General features: G+C 62.7%; 15 protein-coding genes and 1 pseudogene. 6 read left to right on the top strand and 10 right to left on the bottom strand.

The genetic code is table 11. The features are described 5' to 3' along the window. Positions 1 to 87 precede the first annotated feature (87 nt). Together NKI22_RS24325 and NKI22_RS24320 are read right to left on the bottom strand one after the other, a co-directional pair. Positions 88 to 1,488: a phospholipase D family protein gene (locus tag NKI22_RS24325; RefSeq protein WP_352938709.1), complete on the bottom strand. Its 1,401-nt coding sequence runs from the start codon at positions 1,486 to 1,488 to the stop codon at positions 88 to 90. Between the two features lie 64 nt (positions 1,489 to 1,552). Further along, entirely contained in the window at positions 1,553 to 2,368 is an 816-nt protein-coding gene (locus NKI22_RS24320; protein ID WP_023720520.1) for an endonuclease/exonuclease/phosphatase family protein, read from the bottom strand. Positions 2,369 to 2,549: 181 nt separating this feature from the next. Between NKI22_RS24320 and NKI22_RS24315 the strand changes: the two genes are divergently transcribed. Then, positions 2,550 to 2,960: a DUF427 domain-containing protein gene (locus tag NKI22_RS24315; protein WP_352938712.1), complete on the top strand. Its 411-nt coding sequence runs from the start codon at positions 2,550 to 2,552 to the stop codon at positions 2,958 to 2,960. Between the two features lie 31 nt (positions 2,961 to 2,991). On the opposite strand, the gene NKI22_RS24310 is transcribed toward NKI22_RS24315, so the two are convergent. The 5 genes from NKI22_RS24310 to ku form a co-directional block, all read right to left on the bottom strand. Further along, positions 2,992 to 3,408, bottom strand: coding sequence for an HD domain-containing protein (locus NKI22_RS24310; protein ID WP_023720518.1), 417 nt, complete (start codon positions 3,406 to 3,408; stop codon positions 2,992 to 2,994). A gap of 132 nt (positions 3,409 to 3,540) precedes the next feature. Then, the gene (locus NKI22_RS24305) at positions 3,541 to 3,912 is read right to left on the bottom strand and encodes an avidin/streptavidin family protein (RefSeq protein WP_352816763.1); all 372 of its coding nucleotides are present in this window, start codon (positions 3,910 to 3,912) and stop codon (positions 3,541 to 3,543) included. Between the two features lie 75 nt (positions 3,913 to 3,987). After that, complete coding sequence (locus tag NKI22_RS24300) at positions 3,988 to 4,473, bottom strand: HWE histidine kinase domain-containing protein (protein ID WP_352958963.1); 486 nt, start codon at positions 4,471 to 4,473, stop codon at positions 3,988 to 3,990. Then, positions 4,404 to 5,387 (bottom strand): PAS domain S-box protein, encoded by a 984-nt coding sequence (locus NKI22_RS24295; protein ID WP_352958961.1) that lies wholly within the window; start codon positions 5,385 to 5,387, stop codon positions 4,404 to 4,406. The genes NKI22_RS24300 and NKI22_RS24295 overlap by 70 nt, the downstream gene beginning before the upstream one ends. Before the next feature lie 93 nt (positions 5,388 to 5,480). Further along, a complete protein-coding gene (gene ku / locus NKI22_RS24290; RefSeq protein ID WP_352481441.1) occupies positions 5,481 to 6,314 on the bottom strand; it encodes a non-homologous end joining protein Ku in 834 nt (277 codons plus the stop codon). Positions 6,315 to 6,439: 125 nt separating this feature from the next. Between ku and NKI22_RS24285 the strand changes: the two genes are divergently transcribed. Continuing rightward, positions 6,440 to 6,904, top strand: a complete 465-nt coding sequence (locus tag NKI22_RS24285) for an NUDIX hydrolase (RefSeq protein ID WP_023720514.1) — start codon at positions 6,440 to 6,442, stop codon at positions 6,902 to 6,904. A gap of 55 nt (positions 6,905 to 6,959) precedes the next feature. Here the strand turns inward: NKI22_RS24285 and NKI22_RS24280 are convergent, their stop codons facing one another. Further along, positions 6,960 to 7,562, bottom strand: a complete 603-nt coding sequence (locus NKI22_RS24280; protein ID WP_352481442.1) for an alpha-ketoglutarate-dependent dioxygenase AlkB — start codon at positions 7,560 to 7,562, stop codon at positions 6,960 to 6,962. Positions 7,563 to 7,658: 96 nt separating this feature from the next. Here NKI22_RS24280 and NKI22_RS24275 point away from each other — a divergent pair, with 96 nt between their 5' ends. Together NKI22_RS24275 and NKI22_RS24270 are read left to right on the top strand one after the other, a co-directional pair. Beyond that, positions 7,659 to 7,907: a KTSC domain-containing protein gene (locus NKI22_RS24275; protein WP_352816758.1), complete on the top strand. Its 249-nt coding sequence runs from the start codon at positions 7,659 to 7,661 to the stop codon at positions 7,905 to 7,907. Between the two features lie 79 nt (positions 7,908 to 7,986). Beyond that, positions 7,987 to 8,273 (top strand): annotated as a pseudogene (locus NKI22_RS24270) (ATP-binding protein); the annotation flags it as partial. Positions 8,274 to 8,321: 48 nt separating this feature from the next. Here NKI22_RS24270 and NKI22_RS24265 read toward each other — a convergent pair. Beyond that, positions 8,322 to 9,503: an acetate/propionate family kinase gene (locus tag NKI22_RS24265; RefSeq protein WP_352938750.1), complete on the bottom strand. Its 1,182-nt coding sequence runs from the start codon at positions 9,501 to 9,503 to the stop codon at positions 8,322 to 8,324. Beyond that, positions 9,503 to 11,914, bottom strand: coding sequence for a phosphoketolase family protein (locus NKI22_RS24260; protein ID WP_352481445.1), 2,412 nt, complete (start codon positions 11,912 to 11,914; stop codon positions 9,503 to 9,505). Before NKI22_RS24260 ends, NKI22_RS24265 begins: the two co-directional genes overlap by 1 nt. 299 nt (positions 11,915 to 12,213) lie before the next feature. On the opposite strand from NKI22_RS24260, the gene NKI22_RS24255 reads away from it, so the two are divergent. Together NKI22_RS24255 and NKI22_RS24250 are read left to right on the top strand one after the other, a co-directional pair. Continuing rightward, positions 12,214 to 14,214, top strand: coding sequence for a protein-L-isoaspartate(D-aspartate) O-methyltransferase (locus NKI22_RS24255; protein ID WP_352481446.1), 2,001 nt, complete (start codon positions 12,214 to 12,216; stop codon positions 14,212 to 14,214). A 49-nt stretch (positions 14,215 to 14,263) separates the two neighbouring features. Then, positions 14,264 to 14,509, top strand: a complete 246-nt coding sequence (locus NKI22_RS24250; protein WP_023720508.1) for a hypothetical protein — start codon at positions 14,264 to 14,266, stop codon at positions 14,507 to 14,509. Positions 14,510 to 14,557: the final 48 nt, after the last annotated feature.

Raw genomic sequence — 14,557 nt, 5'->3', positions numbered from 1 at the left:
CATCGGCATGCTCCGGACAACGGTTACAACTCGTCATCCCGGAGTTCCGTTCCAGCAAAGAGTTGCGTTCCGGCAAATCCGTCGCCTCTACAATTGCGATTCGATAGGCAGGCATCCAACCAGCGCTGCAACGATGCGCCGATAGAGACTGGCCTCGGGTTCATGCGAGTATTGCCGCATCTCGCCATCCGCCATGCCGAGCCACCGCAAGGCGCCTTTGTCCAAGACCAGCTGGTAGCTCGTCTGCGCCGACTTTTCGCGCTCGAACCGCCGGCGCAACTCCATCACCAGATTGGTATCATGGAAAAGCACGCCCATTTCCGCATTCAACGACACCGAACGCGGATCGAAATTGAAGGAACCGACAAACCCCAACGTGTCGTCGACCGTGAAGGCCTTGGTGTGGAGGCTGGCTCCCTTTGAGCCGAAAACGGAGATGTTGGCCTGGCGGTCGAATGGCTGCAATTCGAAAAGCTGGATACCCTTTTTAAGCAGCTTGCGGCGGTATTTGGCATAGGCGCCGTGCACGGCGGCGACGTCCGTCGCGGCGAGCGAGTTGGTCAGGATTGCAACCTCGGCGCCACGGTCCACCAGCTTCGACAGGATGGCCAACCCGGTGCGGCTGGGGATGAAATAGGGCGAGACAATTTCGAGGCGCTGCCTGGTCGCCGCGATAGCGGGAAGCAGCTCCTTTGTCAGCCAGTTCCTGCGCCTCTTGCCGCGCACCTTTTCCGGCGGATCGGAAATGACGCGAACGCCTTTCGTCCAGCAGACGTCGCTGTGCGCTACAATGAACTCCGTGATCGTGCGCCAGGCACGCAGGCTGTTCAAAAGCTGGCCGTCCGCGGTCGCATCGAGATTGTCGAGGAAATCGGCGCGCGAGCCCGCCGTAGCCGGATTGAGCAGTTGGATCGGCTTTGCCGCCTCGCAATTCCAGAACGCCTCGAAGATCTGCATCGTCTGCCCTACGGCAGGACCGAGAAGCAACAGGTCGAGATCACGAAAATTCGTCTCCGCAGCGTCGAAATAGGCATCGCCGATGTTTCTTCCTCCGACGATGGCCAGGCTCTCGTCGGCGATCCAGGCCTTGTTGTGCATGCGGCGGGTCATCGCAAACAGCCGGGCGACCATCTCCAGCGAGCGAAAGATGCTGCCGTTCCTCATGCCGCTGGGGTTGAATAGCCTCAGCTCGATGTTCTTGTAGCTGTTGAGCGCCAGGTAAGCGGCGTCGCTGTTGCGCGGATTGATATCGTCCAGCAGCAGGCGGACGCGGACACCGCGCTCCGCCGCCTTGACGGCCTCCTGCATAAGCAGCCGGCCGCTATGGTCGTCGTGCCAGAGATAGTACATCAGGTCGAGGCTGCTGGTAGCACTGCGCGCGGCAAGGATTCGCGCGGCAAACGCGTCATAATTGTCGGCGATCAGCAGCAGTCCGCTATTACCGGCCGCGATCTTGTCCTGGGCAAACCGCGAAATGGCTGTATCCATGAAATGCACCGGCGAACGTCAGCGAAGCAAACGATCTGAAAATCTGACTAACAACCCTTCAGGTTCATTCTGGTTGCAGTCGCGGCTGCCTTATCGCGTCCAGGTTCAGGCGGGCCTTGATGGGCAGATGGTCGGAGGCGCGCTGCGCCAGCGGCGTCTTGTGCACCTCGATGCTGGAAATGAGGTGCGGCGGCCTGGCCAGGATGCGGTCGAGCGCAAACAGCGGAAAGCGCGACGGAAAGCTCGGCAGAACCGCATCGATCGGACCGAAATGCGGCAGCAGGGCCAGCAGCGAAGACCTGTTGCGGACGCGCCACTCGTTGAGATCGCCGAGCAAGATTGTCGGCCGCAGAACCGGGTGCGTGGCTTCGACAAGCGCGTTGGCTTGCTGCGAGCGCGAGCGCCGCAGCAAGCCGAAATGCGCGGCTATGATCCTGAGCGAGACGCCCTTCAGCTCCAGGTCCGCGATAACCGCGCCGCGCGGCTCGAGGCCGGGCAGCCGGATCTGGTTCACGCTTTCGACCACGCCGCGTCGCGCCAGGATCAGATTTCCATGCCAGCCATGGCTGCGGCGGTTTTCCGGGACATGTGTGGGGACGAGATCGCTGTCGCGCTCGAGTGCTGCGAGATCCAGCAATCCCTGCCTGCTTCCGGTCCTTTCGTCGGCCTCCTGCAAAGCAATGATATCGGCATCGAGCTCCTTGACCACGGCCGCGACCCGCTCCGGATCGAACCTGCCGTCGGTGCCGACGCATTTATGCACATTGTAGGATGCGACCGTGGTGCATGAAATTTCACTGCCGGGTGCCGTAAACCGCGGCACTTCCCTTCGCAGCGCAGCGCCAAGCGACCTTGGGAGGGTAGGCGATCGATCCAGCATGTGGTCCATTTGCGGTTGAGTCGGCGAGTGGCGGCCATTGCGATTATGGCGCGTGCGGAGGTCTGAAACAACGACGACCTTGCAAAACCGTTCCACCACCGGCCTCGGCGCGCCCGCGGTCTGGAACTCAGACGGGCAACAACACGTTTCGGGAAGGCAGCGCAGTCAACGGAGAAGTCGAATGCAGTCCTTAGCCGCAGATTCCGTCCCCCGCCCCGGCCCGCTCAGGATTGTCCCGTTCGATGGAACTGTGACCGTTCGGTTCTCCGATGCCATTATTGCGTCGAGCGAGCGGGCAAAGCTGCTCTATGAAGACGGCCATGATCCGGTTTTCTACATCCCCTTCGAGGACATCTATTTCGACCTGTTGGAGAAGACGAACACAACGAGCCACGGCGCGCTGAAGGGCACGGCAAGCTATTGGCGTGTTCATGCGGTCGGTTCGTCGGCAGAAGACTTCATGTGGGCCTACGAGACGCCCGACACCCCGGCATTGGCGATCGCCCGCCATGGTGCGTTCGATCCCGACCGGGCGCGGATCGAGGCCGATCCCGCGGAAGACAAGCGGCACACGCCGCACGTCACCGAGTAGACCCACATCGGCGATAGCCGCCAGCTTTCCGTCAGCTCGGGAACTCTTCCTTGAGGATGCGCAGGCCGTCTTCGTATTTCGCCGTCGAGGCACCGATCTGCCGTGCCTGCCATAGATTGTCGGCGAGATCGGCGCGCTTGACCGGCAATGCCAGCGGGTTAGCCGCGGCCCTGCGAACGAAGGCGGCATCGTCCTCGTTCGGCCGCCGCGTCATGGCATCGACGGCAGATACGATGGACGGTCCAAACCCGGCCGCCTCAAGCCGGTCGCGGTTCCAGCCGTCGCCTTTTTCGATGACGTCGTGAAGATAGGCGATGGCTTTCTGGTCGAGCGTTTCGACGGCATCGACGACCCGGCGGCAATGTTCGATATAAGGCCTTCCAGTCTTGTCCGCCTGTGCGGCATGGGCCTGTTCGGCGATTTTTGCCGCGCGATACAGCACGCTCATCGGATCGACCCCGTAACGAACAGCGCATTCCTGGCGCACCAACGCGCCATAGTCAGCGCGAGTTCCGATGCACAACGGGACGCCCTGCTCCCTCACTTGCGTGCTGAATGCCGCCGCAGCAGGCGCGACACGTCAGGAGACGCGTTCAAAACTGTCGAGGCTGGTTCCAAAGGCGCGCCAGGCGGGGAGTTTCCTGGCTCGGGCCGGCGCCCCTTCCTTTTCCGCCGACAAAGCGGCATCGGCAACAGTGTGCCACAGCATCTCCAGCTTCCCGTTCCTGAGGATGCCGGTATAGCTCACCGCTGCGGCTCCGACCCGCCCTTCGGCCGCGCAGGTGAATCCGATGACGTCTCCATGGCAGCCACCGAACAGCGGCACCGTCATGCCGAAGAAGGCGCTGTCCTCCAGCGCCGTCCTGAAGGTTCCGCTGATCCGTCCGCCTTCTTCGCCGGTTATTTCGACCACCGACCCGTACTGGTTCCGCCAGGTGCCCAGCCAACTCATCGTTGCTCCTCCTGATTGCCTCCACAGGGATTGCGTTGCCACACGGCCGCCAAGCCGCGGCCGGTGTAGCGGCCTTCAATCAGCCGCGATGCCAGTCATCGACATCTGCACGAAGTGCAGCGGCGCCTCCAGCGTCCAGGTGATGCCGCTCCTGTCGAATTCCAGGCGTCCGGTGCCGCTGAGCGCCTGCGGCGTGACGCGTTTGAGCACAACCGTTCCGAAACCGCGTCGCGTGTTTTCATCCACCAATGGCCCGTCCAGTTCCCGCCAGACAAGGCGGAAGCCGTCGCTGCCATCGGCGGCTGGCATCACGGTCCATTCGACCTCGACCCGTCCGTCATGGCGCGACAGCGCTCCGTGCTTTACCGAATTGGTGGCCAGCTCGTGAAAGGCAATGCCGAGATATTGCACGGCGTTCGGCTGCAGCATGATCATCGGCCCGCTCATCGACAGACGGGCCTGTGTCGCGAAGGCCTTGGTCTGGGCATGGATCAATTCGCCGATAGTCGCGCCGCGCCATTCGGCATCGACCAGCAGATCGTGCGATTCCGAAAGCGCCATGATGCGTTCCCGGACCTGTGAAAGGAAGCCTCTGGCGTCTCCGCCAGCTTGCTGGTCTCGCGGATCATCGAGACGATCACCGAGTACTGGTTTTTGACGCGGTGGTTGACTTCGCGCATGAGTGTGCGGATGCGCCGTTCGCTCTCCTTATGCGGGCTGATGTCGCGCGCGATCTTGGAGGCGCCGATGATACGCCCGATGCCGTCGCGTATCGGCGAGATGGTGAGCGAAACCGGTACCAGGGTGCCGTCCTTGCGCTGCCGGATAGTCTCGTATGAGGGAATCCGTTCGCCGGCGCGAATGCGGCTGATAATCATGGCTTCCTCATCCAGGTGGTCGGGCGGGATGAGGATCGTCACCGGGCGGCCGATCGCCTCGGCGGGCGTGTAGCCGAACAGGCGTTGTGCGGCGTCGTTCCAGCTGGTGATAATGCCGTTCAGGTCTTTCGACACGATCGCGTCCATCGAGGATTCGACGATGGCAGCGAGCCTTATGCCGACGTCGTCAGCCAGCGCCTGGGTGCGGAGGTCGAGCAAGGTGTTGATGGCGCCGACGACCTCGCCGGCCGCATCGCGAAGCAGGGCCGGGTGCGCGCTGAACGGGATGAACTGGCCGTCCGGCCGCTCGACGATCGCCCGGCCCCCACGAACGTCCCGCTCTTCCAGCAAGGCAACGGCCATCGGACATTCGTCGTGCGCCATCGGTCGCCCGTCGAGGTGGCGAAGCTTCCATGAACCGCACCAGCGATCCTGGCCGATAACCGGACGATATCCCCAAAGATCGGCAGCGGCTTCGTTGAAGAAGGTGATGTAGCCTTGTCTGTCGGTGGTGTAGACGGCCACAGGCAACGCCTGCATCAGATCGGCGGAGGAAACTTGCGGGATTCCGCCAGTCTTTAGTTCAACGACGTCCACCAGTCCCCCGCTCCGCTTGGCTTGCCGACGGATTGCTTCGTCATCTAAATGCGCGCGAGCGTTTTCGGTTCCGTTCGGTCTGCTTTCGGACATTCAGGCTGATTTGCGTTTCGCGGCCGTTCCCGGACCTTTGCTCGGAGCCTTGCCGCCTTCTTGCGCCAGGCTCTTGCGCAGAACATCGGCGAGATTGACGACGTTCGTCCTCGGCTCGGGTGCCGGCTTGGGCGGTTTCTTGCCCTTGCGCTTGGCTTCGATCATCGCAACCAGCGCCTGTTCATAAGTATCTTCGAACTTCGACGGGTCGAATTTGGCCGGCTTCTTGTCGATCAGCAATTGCGCGATTTCCTGCATCTCCGGATCGACCTTGCGATCCTTCAGCCCTTCGAACACCGCGTCCGCCGCGACCACTTCATTGTGGTTGCGTAATTCAGTCATCACCATGCCCTTGCCCAGCGGCTGGATCAGCACCTCTCGGCCACGCTGGTACAGTACGACGCAGGAGCGGGCTGCTACCTTTTTCCTGGCCATGGCGTCCCGGATCACCGCGAAAGCCTCCGTGGAGGGCGCGTCGGCCGGAACGAGATAGTAGGGTTTTTCGAGGTAGCGTGCGTCGATTTCGGCGGTGGGCACGAACTCGCCGATCTCGAGCGTATGCTGCGATACCATCTTCAGTTTCTTGATTTCGTCCGGCTCAATGCGGATGAACTCGCCCTTTTCGACCTCGTAGCCCTTTACCTGCTCGGCCGCCTCGACCGTGTCGCCGGTCTCCTCGTCTATATAGGCGCTCTTGACCGGAAGACCGTCCTTGCGGTTCAGGATCCTGAAATGCACTTTCTCGGCCTCGCTGACGGCGCCGATGATCTTGACGCCACAGGAAACAGATCCGACTTTCATAAAGCCCTTCCAGGCAGCTCGTGGCGTCGCCATGTCGATCACTCATTTGCCGAACGGACGGAACGGCTGCGAGCGGAAATCGTTCCGCCGTGGCAGGCTATTCCATAGGCCCGCCCGGACGAGAACGTTCGTTTCATTTTCGTCAGGGGAATAGCGCAATGGCCAAACGCAGCGCAGGGTTGCTGATCTTTCGCCGAAGCGAAGGACATTTCCAGGTCTTGCTGGTGCATCCGGGCGGCCCATTCTGGGCGAAGAAGGACGACGGCGCATGGTCGATCCCGAAGGGCTTGATCGACGAGAACGAGGACGAGCTAGCGGCGGCAAAACGCGAGGCCGAAGAGGAACTCGGCGTCGCCATCGATGGAGGTTTCGAACACCTTGGCAGCTACCGGCAGCCGGGCGGCAAGCTCGTCATCGCATGGTGCGTCGAGGCGGATTTCGACAGCGACGCCATCAGCAGCAACACCTTCGTCATGGAATGGCCGCCAAGGTCCGGCTCGATGAAGGAATTCGCCGAAGTCGACAGAGCGGGCTGGTTCTCCCTGCCTGAAGCCAACCATAAGATCCTGAAAGGCCAGCGCGCCATGTTGGCGGACTTTGCCAGTCGGCATGGCGACGGATGAATTTGTTTCAGCCCAGTTCTTAAGGGCAGTGCTTGGGCTTCCTCACCGCTCTGCTTTAAGCGCGTTGCGGCCGCAGCGTGCGCAACGTGATCGAATAGCGGTGCTCGGCAACCGGCGGGATGCTGTGCTCCCATTCACTGCGCGCGGCGCCCGTCATCAGATAGGCCGATCTTGGCTCGACGGTGACCGTCTTGCGGTCCCATCGCGTGCCGTTTTTCCGGCGCAGGCGAAAGCTGCACGCGGCCAGCAGGGAAACGCCGGCGACCGCCTCGAAGTGAGGCTTGTCGCGGTGCCAGCCGATACCGGCGCCCGGCCGGTACTCGTTGATCAGCACCTGCACGAAGGTCTCGGCGGGCAGGCGGGCAAAGGCTGCAACCTTTTCCCTGAGCGGCAGCAGAAAGCCGGGTATCGGCGGTGCCTCGACGACTGCGCGCCGGTCGTAGTCGTAGCGCAGCCCGAAGCCGACTATCCGCCGGTTTGCCAGATGGCCATGAAAGTCGAAAGCCTGAAATGGCTGGCTTGCGAGCTGGCTCGCCAACGCTGCTTCTTCGTCCGGCGTGATCAGTTCGGGCCGGTAGCGGAATCCTTCCGGCCGGTCGTCGGTGGCGGCAAAGAGATCGCCCTGGCGGGCTGCAGCCGATGTCTTGGGCGATGGCATCAACCGTATTTGGTGAAGCCGCCCCGTAGCGGCAAGGCTGCTTCGGCAGCAAGGAACCTCGCTCTCCGTGCAGGGTTATTCACACGACGGCATGGAATGGAGCACTGCCGAGCATTGGACCTGTCGAGGATGCCTTCAACTGCAATCAGGAACATCGATTACCAGCCGGCGACGAGGGTACTCTCCGTATGGTTCGTCCCGAGCGGAAACCGCTATGATTACGAGGACGTGCCGCCGCAGGTCCACGCGGCATTCCGCAAAGCCTCGTCAAAGGGCCGGTTCTTCAACGAGCATATTCGTGACCGGTACAGATACCATCTGGTCGAGCAGAGCCATTCGAACTGAGCCTTCAGGCGCTTCCCAACCATCATCTCGGCTCTCCGCGATGCGTGGCCGCGCCGGGACTTCGCAGTTGGCGAGTGACCTCAACGAGCTTTTGACGAACGCGCTGAAACACGCCTTTCTGGGTCGCGAAGGCGGGACAATCACGCGCGCAGTGTTGTCGACGGCGACGGCTTTCGCATCGTTGTCGCCGATGACGGCATCGGCCTGCCCGAAGGCGAGACCTGGCCGAAACCCGGCAAGCTCGGAGCGTTGATCGCGCAATCGCTGACCGAGAACGCCAAAGCCCGGTTCGAGGTGGACTCGACCCCCGGCAAAGGAACGCGAGTGACCATCGTCTTCAACAGATCGGCCGCGCTCGCTTCGTAGCCGCACGAGCAGGGCTGCCGCAAGCGGGGTCATTCGAGGCCATCCGCATCAGCCGGGCCCCTCCATTACCTTGCGCGTGTGGCGGGCGATGACACCTTCTTCGTCGGTCGCCACGACGCGGACTTCGACCTTGCTCTCCGCCTGGCTCATCAGCGCGGCATGGGAGCTGTTGGCCGCCTCGTCGATCGCCACGCCGAGCCAGCCAAGCCTGTCGCAAATCGCTTTGCGGGCCGGAGCCGAGTGCTCGCCGATGCCGCCGGTGAACACCAGGCATTCGAACCCGCCCAGCGTGTTGGCGAGGGCGGCAATCTCCCTGGCGGCGCGGAAGGCGAAAAGCTCCACCGCTTCGCGCGCCCGGCGGTCGTCGCTGGCTTCCAGCGTGCGCATGTCGCCGGAAATGCCGGACACGCCGAGCAGGCCGGATTCCTCGTAGAGCATGTCTTGCAGCGCCTCTCCCGAAATCCCTCGTTCCAATAGCAGGTACAAAAGCACGCCCGGATCGATGGCGCCGCAGCGTGTGCCCATGACCAGGCCGTCAAGCGCCGAAAAGCCCATCGTCGTATCGACGCTTCGCCCGTCGCGCATGGCGCACAGGCTCGCCCCGTTGCCGAGATGGGCGACGATGGTTCTTTTCGCCGCCAGATCGGGCGATATCTGCTTGAGCCGGCCGGCGACATATTCGTAGGAAAGCCCGTGAAAGCCGTAGCGGTGGATGCCGTCTGCCTCATAGTGGCGCGGCAGCGCGAAACGGCTGACCAGAGGCTCGATGGTCCGATGGAAGGCCGTGTCGAAGCATCCGACCTGCGGCAGGTCGGGCCGCAACGCGGCAAGCGCCCGGATCGGCGCGAGGCTGCGCGGCTGGTGCAGTGGCGCAAGCGGCGTCAGCCTGTCGAGAGCCTCGATAATTGTCGGCATCAGGCGGACAGGTTCGACGAACTCGCGTCCGCCATGGACGATGCGATGTCCGGCGGCGATCAGTTTCCTTCCGCCAAGTTCGTTCTCGATCCATTGCAGCATCTGGCCGATGCCCATGTCGTGTGATGCGTCTGCGGCAAGTGGCCGATCGCACTGCAGCTCCCCATCGGCGGCTTTCGCGGTCAGCCTTGGCGCATCGCCCAGATCCAGTGAACCGCGCGAGGCAAGATCCAGCTCGGCGGACGCTGCAAGATCGTAAAGTCGGAACTTGATGCTCGACGAGCCGGCATTCAACGCAAGGATCGATCGTCGCATCAATCGCCGGCCCTCGTCGCGCTGTCCTGTGGCCAGGACCATTTCTGGATCTCGGGCATGTCCTCGCCATGTTCGCGGACATAGGCCGTGTGCTCAGCCAATTTCCCATGCAGCGCCGCGGCAAGATCCTTCGCCCGCTCGGCCAGCCCCGGCACGCGCGCGATCGCGGCGAGCGCCAGATGATAGCGGTCGAGCTGGTTGAGCACCACCATATCGAACGGCGTCGTCGTCGTGCCTTCCTCGCGAAAGCCATGCACATGCATGTTGTCGTGGTTGGCGCGCCGGTAGGTCAGGCGGTGAATGAGATAGGGGTAGCCGTGATAGGCGAAGATGACCGGCTTGGCCTTGGTGAACAGCGCGTCGAATCTGTCGTCGGCAAAGCCATGCGGATGCTCGGAATTCGACTGCAAAATCATCAGGTCGACGACATTGACGACGCGGATCTGCAGGTCCGGAATGCCTGAGCGCAGGATGTCGGCTGCGGCAAGCGTCTCCAGCGTCGGCACGTCGCCGGCGCAAGCGAGAACCACATCCGGATCTTCGCCCTTGGCAACCGTCCCGGCCCATTCCCAGATGCCGGCACCGGCCTTGCAGTGCGCTTCCGCGTCTTCGGCGGACAGCCATTGCGGCGCCGGCTGCTTGCCGGCGACGATGACGTTGATGCGGTTGTAGGTTTTCAGGCAATGGTCGGTGATCCACAGCAGCGTGTTGGCGTCGGGCGGGAAATAGAGCCTGACCGTGTCGGCCTTCTTGTTGGCGACGAAATCGGCAAAGCCCGGGTCCTGATGGCTGAAACCATTGTGATCCTGCCGCCAGACATGCGAGGTCAGCAGGTAGTTGAGCGAGGCGACCGGCTTGCGCCAGGCAAGTTCGCCGGAGGTCTTCAGCCATTTGGCGTGCTGGTTGACCATGGAATCGACAATGTGGACGAACGCCTCGTAGCACGAGAACAGGCCATGGCGGCCGGTCAGCAGATAGCCCTCCAGCCAGCCTTGGCAAAGATGTTCACTGAGCACTTCCATGACGCGGCCGTCACGGGAAAGATGGACGTCGTAGGGCTCGATCCGCTCCATCCAGACGCGGTCCGTAACCTCGAACACGTCGTCGAGGCGGTTGGAGGATGTCTCGTCCGGTCCCATCAGCCGGAAATTCCTGGCCTCGGCGTTCAAGCGGACCACGTCGCGAAGATAGCTTCCGACCGTGCGCGTCGCCTCTCCCACAGTGCCGCCCGGACGCGGTACGTCGAGCGCCAGGCCTTTCCAGTCGGGAAGCACGAGGTCCTGTTTCAGCAGGCCGCCATTGGCGTAGGGGATTGCGCCCATGCGTCGTGACCCCGTAGGTGCCAGCGCCGCGAGCTCCGCCAGGAGATGGCCGCCTTTATCGAACAGTTTTTCCGGCTCGTAACTGCGCATCCAGTCTTCGAGGATCTGGCGGTGCGCCGCATCGCCGCGTGCGTTCGATACCGGTACCTGGTGCGAACGCCAGAAATCCTCGACCTTCTTACCGTCGACCTCTTTCGGCCCAGTCCAGCCCTTTGGGCTACGCAGCACGATCATCGGCCACAGCGGCCGCTCTCCCTTCCAGCCCGCGGCTCGTGCAGGCTCCTGGATGGAGTGGATCCGGTCGAGCACGGTATCGAGCGTGCGGGCCATCTCCCGATGCATCGCAGCAGGTTCATGACCTTCGACGAAGAAGGTTTCGTAGCCATAGCCGAGGAACAGGCTGCGCAACGCCTCGTCTTCCATGCGGCCGAGGATCGTCGGGCTAGCGATCTTGTAGCCATTGAGATGCAGGATCGGCAGGACGGCGCCGTCGGATGCCGGGTTCAGGAACTTGTTGGAATGCCAGGCCGCGGCGAGCGGACCGGTCTCGGCTTCGCCGTCGCCGACGACGCAGGCGACCACAAGGTTCGGATTGTCGAAGGCGGCGCCGAAGGCATGGACCAGTGCATAACCGAGCTCTCCGCCTTCGTGGATCGAGCCGGGCGTCTCCGGAGCCGCGTGGCTCGGCACTCCGCCGGGAAACGAGAACTGCCGGAACAGCTTTCGCAAGCCGTCTTCGTCCTTGCCGACCTCGGGATAGATCTCGCTGTAGGTCCCCTCGAGCCAGGTGTTCGCGACCATTGCCGGGCCGCCGTGACCCGGACCGCAGATGAACAGAACATCGAGACCACGTTCACGGATGATCCGGTTCAGATGCACATAGATGAAATTGAGGCCGGGTGTCGTGCCCCAATGGCCGAGCAGCCGCGGCTTGATGTGCTCGGGCAGCAAAGGCTCGCGCAAGAGCGGATTGTCGAGCAGATAGATCTGGCCAACCGAAATGTAGTTCGCGGCGCGCCAGTAGCGGTCCATCACATCGATCTGGTCAAGGCCGGTTGTTTGCGCAGTGGTGCGGGCCTCGTCGTTCATAGAAATGCCTCCGGAATACCCTCGTCCGTCGTTATCTGGGGTGGCGTCGCGCCGGAGAAAGGATTTGCCTCGAAATAAGTTTGGGCGGCCACCAGCGCCGCTTGCCGATCCTGCAACCTGGCGAGCCCGACAAAAGCGGGTCGGTCTTTGGGGAACCTCGGGGCTTGCCAACGGTTAGGAAGGTGCACCGCATTGTATGAATCCAGGCGGACTGCCGAGGCCCTGGGACATGGACCGGCCAAAGTGCCGTTTGAGCAGCTTGGGCGATTGTGGCGGAGGCCCATAGGAGGAGCAGAAAAATGCTCGATCTCTCCCATGCCCGCAACCAAATGGTCGACATTCACTTAAGCCGCCGTGGCATTCGCGACCGCAATGTCCTTCAGGCGATGCGCGAGGTGCCGCGCGAGGCTTTCGTCGAGCCTGGTTTTGAAGAATTTGCCTATGAGGACGGGCCGCTGCCGATCGCCGAAGGTCAGACGATATCGCAGCCCTACATCGTTGCGTTGATGATCGAAATGGCGGAGATCGGAGCCGGTGACCACGTCCTCGAGGTTGGCACCGGCTCGGGCTATGCGGCTGCCGTAATGAGCCGGATCGTCGAACGCGTCTACACGATCGAGCGCCACGCCGCGTTGGCTGAAACGGCAAGGCAGCGGTTTAAAAAGCTTGGCTACGACAATATCGAAGTCCGCACCGGCGACGGCACCAAGGGCTGGCCCGAGGCGGCACCCTTCGATGCGATCCTGGTTGCGGCCGCCGGGCCCGGCGCACCGCTCGCCCTGCAAGAACAGCTCGACGTCGCCGGCCGGCTTATCATCCCGGTCGGCGACGAATTCGACTCGCAGCGCCTGCTCAAAGTCACCCGGACTGGCGCAGCAACTTACACCGAGGAGGATTTCGGCGGCGTGCGGTTTGTTCCACTGATCGGCGAGCAAGGCTGGGGCGAGCCAGGCAGCGACAGCCAAATAGCGGCCGATCTTCCGCACCGGCATCAGCGCAGAAGCAGCCTGCCGCAGATGATAGCGACCGCCGCCGAACCGCTTCCGGATTTCGACGATCCCGCCTTCGGTGCGCTGTTCGACCGGTTTGCCGACCGCCGCGTCGTCTTGCTCGGCGAAGCCAGCCACGGCACGTCGGAGTTCTACCGCGCGCGCGCCGCGATCACTCGCAGGCTGATCGAGAAGCATGGCTTCACCATCGTCGCGGTCGAGGCCGACTGGCCCGATGCCGCGGCGATCGACCGCTACGTCCGTCACCGGCCACCGCGGCCGGGCGCCGATCCGCCGTTCCAGCGCTTTCCCACCTGGATGTGGCGCAACACCGACGTCGCGGCGTTCGTCGACTGGATGCGAGAGCATAATGAGCGGATCAGGATATCCTCCCGGCGGGCCGGGTTCTATGGCCTCGACATCTACAATATGGGCGGGTCGATCGCGGCGGTCTTGCAATATCTCGACCGGATCGATCCGCAGGCGGCAAGGATCGCACGCGAGCGCTATGGCTGCCTGACGCCGTGGCAGAACGACCCGGCCACCTATGGCCGTGTCGCACTCACCTCCGGCTACCAGAAATGCGAGAAGGCCGTGCTCGAGCAATGCCGGGAACTGCTTTCCAGAGAGCTCGACTATGCGCAGCAGGACGGCATCGATTTCCTCGACGCCACCCAAAACGCCCGCCTGGTCGCCTCCGCCGAACGCTATTACCGCACCATGTATTACGGCGGCGCGCAGTCCTGGAACCTGCGCGACACCCACATGTTCGAAACACTGGAGCACCTGCTGCAGGCCCGCGGCCCGGCCGCCAAGGCGGTGGTGTGGGCACATAATTCCCATATCGGCGATGCCCGCTATACCGAGATGGGGATCGTCAGAGACGAAGTGAACATCGGCCAGCTCTGCCGCCAGCGTTTTGGCGACGAGGTTGCCTTGATTGGGCTCAGCACGCATTCCGGGACGGTGGCCGCCGCCACCGACTGGGACGGCGACATGGAAGTGAAACCGGTTCGTCCTTCCCACAACGACAGCTATGAGCGGCTTTGCCATGACAGCGGCGTCTCGCCTTTCCTGCTCGATTTCGAGCGCGACGACACGCTGCGCCAACGGCTTCTGGAGCGCCGGCTGGAACGCTTTATCGGCGTTATCTACCGGCCGGAGACCGAGTTGCACAGCCACTATGCGGATGCCTCGCTCGCCCGCCAGTTCGATGCTTTCGTCTGGTTCGATGAAACCAGTGCCGTGACGCCGCTTGGGCCGGAACATGCGGGGACAGGCCTTCCCGAGACCTATCCTTTCGGGCTGTAGCGAATTTGGACCCTGGGGGAAGCGGAAAATCGAAAGAAGGACGTCACCAATGGCCGGAAAGAAGACTCATGAGCAGCAATTGCGCATCATCGAAGAGCGCGAGAACACGAAAAACGCTGGCAAGGATTTCGACGCGGAAGCGGATTTGAAAAAGACCAGGCAAGAGCGCGAGGCGTTCCGGCGCGGTGCCGAGCTCAGATCGGACCCCAAGGACATTGCCGATCCCGACGACCGCAACATCATCCGCGGCGAGCACCAGGAAAGCGCCCACAACAAGCATCGCGCCGACCGCTGAAACGGCGGGATCGCTTAACGTTAAGACAGTATGGCGCCGGTTCCCGTT

The sequence above is a fragment of the Mesorhizobium sp. M0778 genome (genome assembly GCF_040320105.1).
GTDB lineage: Bacteria > Pseudomonadota > Alphaproteobacteria > Rhizobiales > Rhizobiaceae > Mesorhizobium.
The sequence above is the reverse complement of the archived record's forward strand: the minus strand, read 5'-3'. Positions and strand labels throughout refer to the sequence as shown.

Bases quoted from the DNA above. Each gene is read 5' to 3' on its own strand.
- NKI22_RS24305 (WP_352816763.1), bottom strand. From the start codon at position 3,912: ATGAGTTGGCTGGGCACCTGGCGGAACCAGTACGGGTCGGTGGTCGAA.
- NKI22_RS24325 (WP_352938709.1), bottom strand. From the start codon at position 1,488: ATGGATACAGCCATTTCGCGGTTTGCCCAGGACAAGATCGCGGCCGGT.
- NKI22_RS24285 (WP_023720514.1), top strand. From the start codon at position 6,440: ATGGCCAAACGCAGCGCAGGGTTGCTGATCTTTCGCCGAAGCGAAGGA.
- NKI22_RS24315 (WP_352938712.1), top strand. From the start codon at position 2,550: ATGCAGTCCTTAGCCGCAGATTCCGTCCCCCGCCCCGGCCCGCTCAGG.
- NKI22_RS24255 (WP_352481446.1), top strand. From the start codon at position 12,214: ATGCTCGATCTCTCCCATGCCCGCAACCAAATGGTCGACATTCACTTA.
- ku (WP_352481441.1), bottom strand. From the start codon at position 6,314: ATGGCGACGCCACGAGCTGCCTGGAAGGGCTTTATGAAAGTCGGATCT.
- NKI22_RS24250 (WP_023720508.1), top strand. From the start codon at position 14,264: ATGGCCGGAAAGAAGACTCATGAGCAGCAATTGCGCATCATCGAAGAG.
- NKI22_RS24260 (WP_352481445.1), bottom strand. From the start codon at position 11,914: ATGAACGACGAGGCCCGCACCACTGCGCAAACAACCGGCCTTGACCAG.
- NKI22_RS24265 (WP_352938750.1), bottom strand. From the start codon at position 9,503: ATGCGACGATCGATCCTTGCGTTGAATGCCGGCTCGTCGAGCATCAAG.
- NKI22_RS24280 (WP_352481442.1), bottom strand. From the start codon at position 7,562: ATGCCATCGCCCAAGACATCGGCTGCAGCCCGCCAGGGCGATCTCTTT.
- NKI22_RS24275 (WP_352816758.1), top strand. From the start codon at position 7,659: ATGGAGCACTGCCGAGCATTGGACCTGTCGAGGATGCCTTCAACTGCA.
- NKI22_RS24320 (WP_023720520.1), bottom strand. From the start codon at position 2,368: ATGCTGGATCGATCGCCTACCCTCCCAAGGTCGCTTGGCGCTGCGCTG.
- NKI22_RS24310 (WP_023720518.1), bottom strand. From the start codon at position 3,408: ATGAGCGTGCTGTATCGCGCGGCAAAAATCGCCGAACAGGCCCATGCC.
- NKI22_RS24300 (WP_352958963.1), bottom strand. From the start codon at position 4,473: ATGGCGCTTTCGGAATCGCACGATCTGCTGGTCGATGCCGAATGGCGC.